Below are 7,171 nucleotides of genomic sequence, written 5' to 3' on the forward strand. Positions count from 1 at the left end.
CCAGTTTTGTTTGTGAGGTCTTTTAATTTAAAAAACGACCTTATGGAAGGGGATGTCCTTAAAATCGAATATAAGGGCATTTAAAGCATTTTAAAATAAAAAAGCAGACTTCTGAGAGTCTGCTTTTTTATTTTTAGCCCAGTGCACCATTTTCAGCAACTTGAAAATCCTTTGATATGCCTAAATATCCGTTTTCCTTGGTCCCGAAATGGTTGCTTGATACAAGAAGCAGTCCAAGGATGGCAGCGGTAATTAAGACAGTACGTCTTTTCATAATAACGCCTCCGATAGTGTGGGATTTAAACACTTTTAGATGAATTTGATTCATTGTACCAATCCCGATGTTCTGGGTTAGAACGGTCTAAAAGGATAACCCCGTCTTTATTTGATTTTAATTTGTCAGCTGAAGTCCAGACTTTTTGACGGTCTATTTTCAGCTGCGGGAACGCTTTTTCAAGAGTTTGCATGTTAGATGGCTACTGGTTGTTCTTGAATGGAGACTCCACCTTCAGCAATTTTGCTACTGCTCGTTAAGGCGGGAGAAGCCAGCAGTAATGCTGAAACAGTTAGCAGACTGAACAAAATCGTTTTTTTCTTCACAATAACACCCCCGTGTTAAATGGTTACTGCCCCTTCGGCAATTTTAATGGGGTTACTCAAAGAGGTTGTATTGTTTACTAAAGGAGTGGCCAGCAATAATGCTGAAACAGTTAGCAGACTGAACAGAGCGGTTTTTTTCATAGTAACGCCTCCGATATTTTGAGAATTTTGTTTTTGACAAAATGCCCGTGTTTAAAATAATATGCGGCTTTTTCAAAGTCATCCTTACTCTCATAGTATACAGCAATTTCCATTGAGAGATCGGCTGTTTCTGTCCAAAGCTCCATTTTTTCGAGGATATCGATATTTTTCCTCACCTCTGGGTCATTTTGTTCTGCATACAAAGCGTATGCAAGTTTTAATTTCGCCAAATACTCCTTTTCTCCTTCGTCTTCGGCCTTTTTCAGAGCCTTTTCATACCATGTCAGGGCAACATCGAAAGCCCCTAATTGAAACAGAACTTTGCTTAACATATAAGTGGAGCGGACGGCGACAAACGACTCTAAATGTTCAGGGATTTTCAAGGCCTGTTTGAAGCAGTTCGAAGATTCGATGAACATTTTTTGTCGTTCAAAACAGACACCAAGGTTAAAAAGAGCCAAACTTTCGGTGTATCGGAAGCTGTTTGCTTTTGCTGCAGTTTGCGCGTTCTCATAGTGTTCCTGAGCTTGTTCAGGAAGCATCAAGTCAAGCTTATTTGCTCCTAACATCATTTCACAGTTAATCGTTTTTTCTTTATAGGTCTCATGCGCTTTAAATGTGTCGTATGCGATTTTAGCGTGGGTCATCGAGAAAACATTTTGCTTTATTTTGTAGTACGCCTTACACAGATAGTAATGAAATTCAGCTTTTTCAATTTCATCAGGTATCTTTTTCAAGCGTTCTTCAGCGATTTTATAGTACATGATGGCTTTGACATAGCGCTTTTGATGAAATTCATACATGCCGGAGAAAAAATAAAAATAATAGTGAATCATGTCATCGGTGTTATCTTCTAAGGCTTTGGCTTTCAGATTGTCCAGTAATTCGCCGGATTTGTTGTAATCCTCTGTCATGAGCTTATAACGAGAGTCAATCAGGTTGAAGTACAGTAATACGGTTTGATTCTCTTTCATGTTTGGAAACGTGTTTTCGATCTCTTCCCTCATGGCTGCGGCTTTAGAAAAGTCATGTTGTTTGATGATTTTGTACCAATCGTTTATGGCTTGTCCGACTTCTTCGAATGCTATTGTACTCAACTTTCACCAATCCTTTCTTAATTCTTTATAACTGCAAGAAATGTAAACATTTGTATTCCGAATTATCTCAGACTGTTAAATGAATGTGAAGAATTTTCCGAAAAGTTAACCGGAGATAGAAATGTCACTGACTGGATGTGTTGACTGCGTGTTGAAAGAAAAGGTCATGTGTTGACTGTGTGGAGGTTCATGTGTTGGTCAGGTGGAGACGTGCGGCTTGTTAAAGATATTGAATATCTAAAATAATGCGCGGCTGCAGGACCGATTTTTTGAAAAAAAATCTCCCCCTACGGGGGAAGAATGGTTTTGATCTTAGGTTTTGGGTTTTAAAAAAAGACCGGCAATTCTGCCGGCCTTTTTTGCGATTTTGGCGGAGCCGAAATCGGGTCTTTTCTTATCTTGATACTATATAGAAACAACAAGATTTTTAAAAAACAGGTTCAGCCCTTGTCTGTCAAGGCTTTAAAGTGTTTTTGACAGATAAAAACTCCTTCTGCTATTATTAGGGTGTCGAAGCCAAATAATAGAACGCTAGATTACTAGCACAGAAAGGAGTTTTTTTCGTTTGAATTCAGTTGAACATAATTATAACATCCTTGAGGATAAGACCGCAACAGGTAAAAAGCGGGATTGGAAAGGGAAAAAAAGACGGACGAATCTTATGGCGGAGCACTATGAAGCTTTACAGAACAAAACAGGTATACCTTACTATGGCAAAAAAGCTGAGAAATTGTGTAGTTGTGCGGAATGTCTTTCGTTTAAAAGAGACCCGGAGACGGGCAAACTAAAGTTGTATCAAGCTCAGTTTTGCAAAGTGAGGTTATGCCCGATGTGTGCCTGGCGCAGGTCGTTAAAAATTGCTTATCACAATAAATTGATCGTAGAAGAAGCTAATCGTCAGTATGGATGCGGATGGATTTTTCTCACGTTGACCGTTCGAAATGTTAAAGGTGACAGTCTGAAACCTTCGATTTCGGACATGATGAAAGGGTTTAATCGACTTATGAAATACAAAAGGGTCGATACAGCGGTACTTGGCTATTTTAGAGCTTTAGAGATTACTAAAAATCATGAAGAAGATACATATCATCCGCATTTTCATGTGTTATTGCCTGTAAAGAAAAGTTATTTCGGCAAAAATTATATCAAGCAGACGGAATGGACAAGCCTTTGGAAAAAGGCGATGAAATTGGATTACACCCCAATTGTTGATATTCGTCGGGTGAAAGGTAAAGCCAAGATTGACGCTGAACAGATTGAAAACGACGTGCGGGAAGCGATGATGGAGCAAAAAGCTGTTCTTGAAATTTCTAAGTATCCAGTCAAGGATACGGATGTTGTGCGCGGCAATAAGGTGACGGAAGACAATCTGAACACGGTGTTTTATTTGGATGATGCGCTGGCAGCCCGTAGGTTAATCGGATACGGCGGTATTTTGAAGGAGATACATAAAGAGCTGAATCTTGGTGATGCGGAGGACGGCGATCTGGTCAAGATTGAGGAAGAAGATGACGAGGTTGCGAATGGCGCATTTGAGGTCATGGCTTACTGGCATCCTGGCATTAAGAACTACATAATCAAATAGAAAAGCAGATTCCCTTGTGGAATCTGCTATTTTCCTTTTGGAAGAGTGTAATAAAGAACGACGCTTAAAACCAAAAAGATGATAGGAATGATAACTAAATTGCTGGCGAGCAGACTTTGATCAATCGTGCTTTCTTCTGTATCGACTGTTGAAGCAATCAGTATCACGTCTTTGAGACGGTCAAACACTTGAAGCAAAAAAAAGGAAAAAAGACTTAAAAACAATGAGATGACCGAGTATTTAATACGCACAATTACACACTTCCTCCTATTTTTTTGAAAAATTTTCTGAATTTCCAGTCAATTACATGTATAATAGCATGGAATGCCAAAATAAAGAAGGAGGATTTATGCTTTGAAAGTAGGACAAAGGAAGCGTTTTAAAGGGCTGTTTAGCAAATTGTTGGTGCTGAGTTTGGTTTTTGTTTTGGCTTTACCGATTTACTCAATATCTGCATCGGCTTCAGAATCAATTGACACCGAGAATGTACATCCTGAATTCGATGGAGCTACTGAGGGGAGTGTTCTTCAGCAAGCTGTATCTGGCAATGAAGACTATGAGGTAGTGGACGTTACTTATATCCCAGAATCTCAAAATGATGAAAAAGCATCTACACAAGCTGTTTCAACTTGGTGGGAGACAACAAGAAAAGACTATCAAGGTATTAAATATGGCGGTTGGAAAACGCTAGTTGAACGGAACTCAGGGAATTCCGGTTCAATTACAATTAAGTTCACTAAAACCCGTTCAAACTCATATTCGGGTCAATTAAAGGTTGCTAAAAAGGTAATGGATGCTTTTGTGGGTTTTGACATAAAGAAAGAATATCAGGTATCTGTTGACGATCAGCATACTGGGCTAAGCAAGAAAAAAACGTATTTGGCTCAATACAGAACAAGAAATAAAGAGTGGAAAGTTACACAAACACAGTACGAGTTAGAAAACTGGACTGGGAAGAAACGAAAAGTAGGAACGAAAGTTATCACTGTGAAAAAGCAGGACGGTTTTAATACTCGGGTAAAAGCAAAATAAAGAAAGAGAGCAGGCTTGAAGCCTGCTTTGTTATCGTTCCATTTCGTAATCACGGCGCCGTCTTTGAGGGCGCTGTTTTTCTTCTTGTTGCTGTTCTTGCTCTTTAGTCCGGCGGCGTTTCTTTTCTGTTAATGGGATAGATGGTTCAAGCTCGATCTCCTCTGCAAGCTCCTTCAAAAAATCGCGGCTTTTGCTTCTGCCTTTGGATCTCTCAAACTGTCGTTCTTTCTCCTGTTCAGCAAAGCTCTGCAGATCCTTCAAGTGTGACGGATACAGGCCGACTTGTTTGCCGTCCTGGTTGTATCCTCGGATGACAATGTGAGCGTGAGGGTGTCCTTTGTCATCGTGTACGGCAGCTATCCAGTCCAGTTTGACGTTGTGTTTACCCTCAAAGCGATTCATCGTATCTCGGACTAATTCTTTTAAATCGGTGGCGAACCGTCCCTGTTCATCTTCGCTTAATGAAATGACGAGTTTATGACCGACTACGCCACGCTTTGGCTGTTCATTCAGCTTTTTGAAAAACTCAATCCGTTGAATTTTATCTTGCGCAGCTGTAAACAGTTCCGGCGGTGTCCGGTGATGATCCCGGTCAAGTTCTATGTACTTGATATGCTCTTTGATATGGGTGATCGGCTTTCCGCCTTTGCTATGACTGGCGAATCCGAGGGATTTCACATGAGCGACCATTATCTTCGCCCCTGCTTATACTCTTCAAGTAGCTTTTCATTGCTTTTGAGTCGGTTGTAATTGGCAACAAGAAAGTCCACTTGATTCTTATATTCAGATGATTCTGCTTGCAGAGAGCGTACTTTTTGGACTAACTGGTCATTCTGTCGGTGTGCGTTACCGACCTGATTTAGTCTGCTGTTTGATTCTTCTTGGACGTCTTGATAGTCCCTCCGCAGTTCTTGATAGGCTTTTTTGTACTTCTCCAGTTCTTCTTTTTGTGCTCTGTTCATGTCGATTAACTTTTCCTGCATGACCTCTAGGTTTTTGTTTTCTTGCATAAGAGAGCTGATTTTTTCAGCTGATTCTTTATCTAGTCGAGTCCGCATTCTTTGGGCGGCAATGCTGCGCATCTGTTCCCGGAGTTGTTTTGGGTTGTGATCTTCGAAATAGTCATCAAATATGTGTTCCAAAACGATACTGCTGTATGTAGTTTCGTAACTGGATTTGGCAATGAGATTTCCGACTCGTTCAACGGTTTGCTTTCCCATGTCTTCAACTCGTTTTTCGATCCTGTCGATCAGAGCTTGCTCGGTTGCGGACAGCAATGAGCTTGCTTCGACAGGTTGGACTTGGTGAGCGTGATACGCCCGAATGGCGTGTTCGATCAGCAGTCCAAATTTGGTTTCCGATCCGAAGTCTTTTTTCGCGAGCTTGCGACCGAGCGAAACGACTTCTGGATCGAGTCGGACGGATTCTTTTTGACGTGCGACCATGGTTTTTCGACCTCCAAAAATTGAGTGATTAGCTCAATTTTAGAGTGTCGGACGGTGGGGGTCAAGGGGGAGGGCGTGCCATCCCAATTGCGGAGTGTGTCGGAAACATTGTGTCCGACACTTTTAACTCCGCCTCTCCCACCTAACAGGTGCGGGGAATGCCATTTTCCACAGATCGGGCAGGCTCCGAGCGAGGACAAAATGGCTTGCTGAAATGGAGGGCTGCGGGACGATCCGGCAGGGAGTCTCGCACCCGAAATGGAAGCAAAAAAGAGGGCTGAACAGGGAAGAGTAACGAGGCTCACCCTGTTCAGCCCTCTTGGGTTTTATGGCAGGCAATGGGCGAGTTCATTCGCCCGCCTGACATTGGCGGACTTGTCCGCCAACGGGTAGAATGGATAGAAAAAGGAAAGGTGGAGAATACATGACATATCGTATTGTGGGCGAGCTGGAAGGGACGGAAATTACGTTCACGAGCACACACCCAGACGGAGAGAAACGAGAGGATATATTTGAGACGCTTGAGGAAGCGGAGGATGCTTTGAATACCTTGAAAATGTCTCTGCCTGATGGAACAAAATTGACGATTGAACCTGCGGTATAGAGACAAATGATTGATTTTGAAACGGCTATGAGACAAGTGAGAGCAACCCTTTGCTTTGAGGGCTTAGTGCTGACTGAAGAAGAGGAAAAGCTTTTAGAAAGGCGGTTTCATGGAGAAATCACAGAAGAAGAATACATCCGAAAAGCGCTGGAGCTGTCTTATCTCTAAATGGGAAAGCGGGCGATTTTGGCGTGAGTCAACGGTAACCGGACCGTAGGGAGGATTAAGGAGTTGACTCATTCAGCGCCACCCGAACCCTTTCAGCACTCAAACAAACCCGTTTGTTTGACGCCAACCGGCGAGGGAGCCCCCCGAAGAATCGGGGGGTTGGGGGGATTGAAATATTGGCATCCAACGGCCGTCCGTTGGTGGGTTTGGGCAAAGCCCAATGAAGTCACTTTAATTCTTTGTGTAACTCGTTGTTTTGATCGAGCAAAATGATTCCTTTGAGGCTTCGTTCCGGATAATGCCGCGGTAAGTTGAGCTGCGGATCAGAGAGCAGTTCTTTCATTTTCTTTTTTGCTTCAGAGAGTGTTTCGATTTTCAATTTTGGTTCCTCCGGGTTTTTTATTAATACTAACATGAGGGATGAAATGAGAAATACCTCTGAGAATGCCCAGATTTGTTTCTGAGGGCTTTTAATTAAAAAAACGACCTTATGGAAGGG

At 42.1% G+C, this 7,171-nt stretch carries 6 protein-coding genes; 2 read left to right on the top strand and 4 right to left on the bottom strand.

Annotated elements, in window-relative coordinates; genetic code table 11:
• Positions 1–737 precede the first annotated feature (737 nt).
• Positions 738–1,838, bottom strand: coding sequence for a hypothetical protein (locus ACFVSN_RS44780; protein WP_376621139.1), 1,101 nt, complete (start codon positions 1,836–1,838; stop codon positions 738–740).
• Positions 1,839–2,403: 565 nt separating this feature from the next.
• Between ACFVSN_RS44780 and ACFVSN_RS44785 the strand changes: the two genes are divergently transcribed.
• Positions 2,404–3,423, top strand: coding sequence for a protein rep (locus tag ACFVSN_RS44785; protein WP_376621148.1), 1,020 nt, complete (start codon positions 2,404–2,406; stop codon positions 3,421–3,423).
• Positions 3,424–3,777: 354 nt separating this feature from the next.
• A complete protein-coding gene (locus tag ACFVSN_RS44790) occupies positions 3,778–4,455 on the top strand; it encodes a hypothetical protein (protein WP_376230662.1) in 678 nt (225 codons plus the stop codon).
• Between the two features lie 30 nt (positions 4,456–4,485).
• Here ACFVSN_RS44790 and ACFVSN_RS44795 read toward each other — a convergent pair whose 3' ends face one another.
• The 3 genes from ACFVSN_RS44795 to ACFVSN_RS44805 all read right to left on the bottom strand — a co-directional run.
• Complete coding sequence (locus ACFVSN_RS44795) at positions 4,486–5,133, bottom strand: relaxase/mobilization nuclease domain-containing protein (protein WP_376296083.1); 648 nt, start codon at positions 5,131–5,133, stop codon at positions 4,486–4,488.
• Between the two features lie 11 nt (positions 5,134–5,144).
• The gene (locus ACFVSN_RS44800) at positions 5,145–5,900 is read right to left on the bottom strand and encodes a hypothetical protein (protein ID WP_376230659.1); all 756 of its coding nucleotides are present in this window, start codon (positions 5,898–5,900) and stop codon (positions 5,145–5,147) included.
• Positions 5,901–6,898: 998 nt separating this feature from the next.
• Positions 6,899–7,171 (bottom strand): hypothetical protein (locus ACFVSN_RS44805; RefSeq protein ID WP_387959281.1); only part of this gene is annotated, 273 nt, incomplete at its 5' end.

The organism is Kitasatospora sp. NPDC057904 (genome assembly GCF_042887925.1).
GTDB lineage: Bacteria > Actinomycetota > Actinomycetes > Streptomycetales > Streptomycetaceae > Kitasatospora.

Excerpts from the sequence above, each read along its gene's own strand:
- ACFVSN_RS44800 (WP_376230659.1), bottom strand. The coding sequence starts at position 5,900 with ATGGTCGCACGTCAAAAAGAATCCGTCCGACTCGATCCAGAAGTCGTT.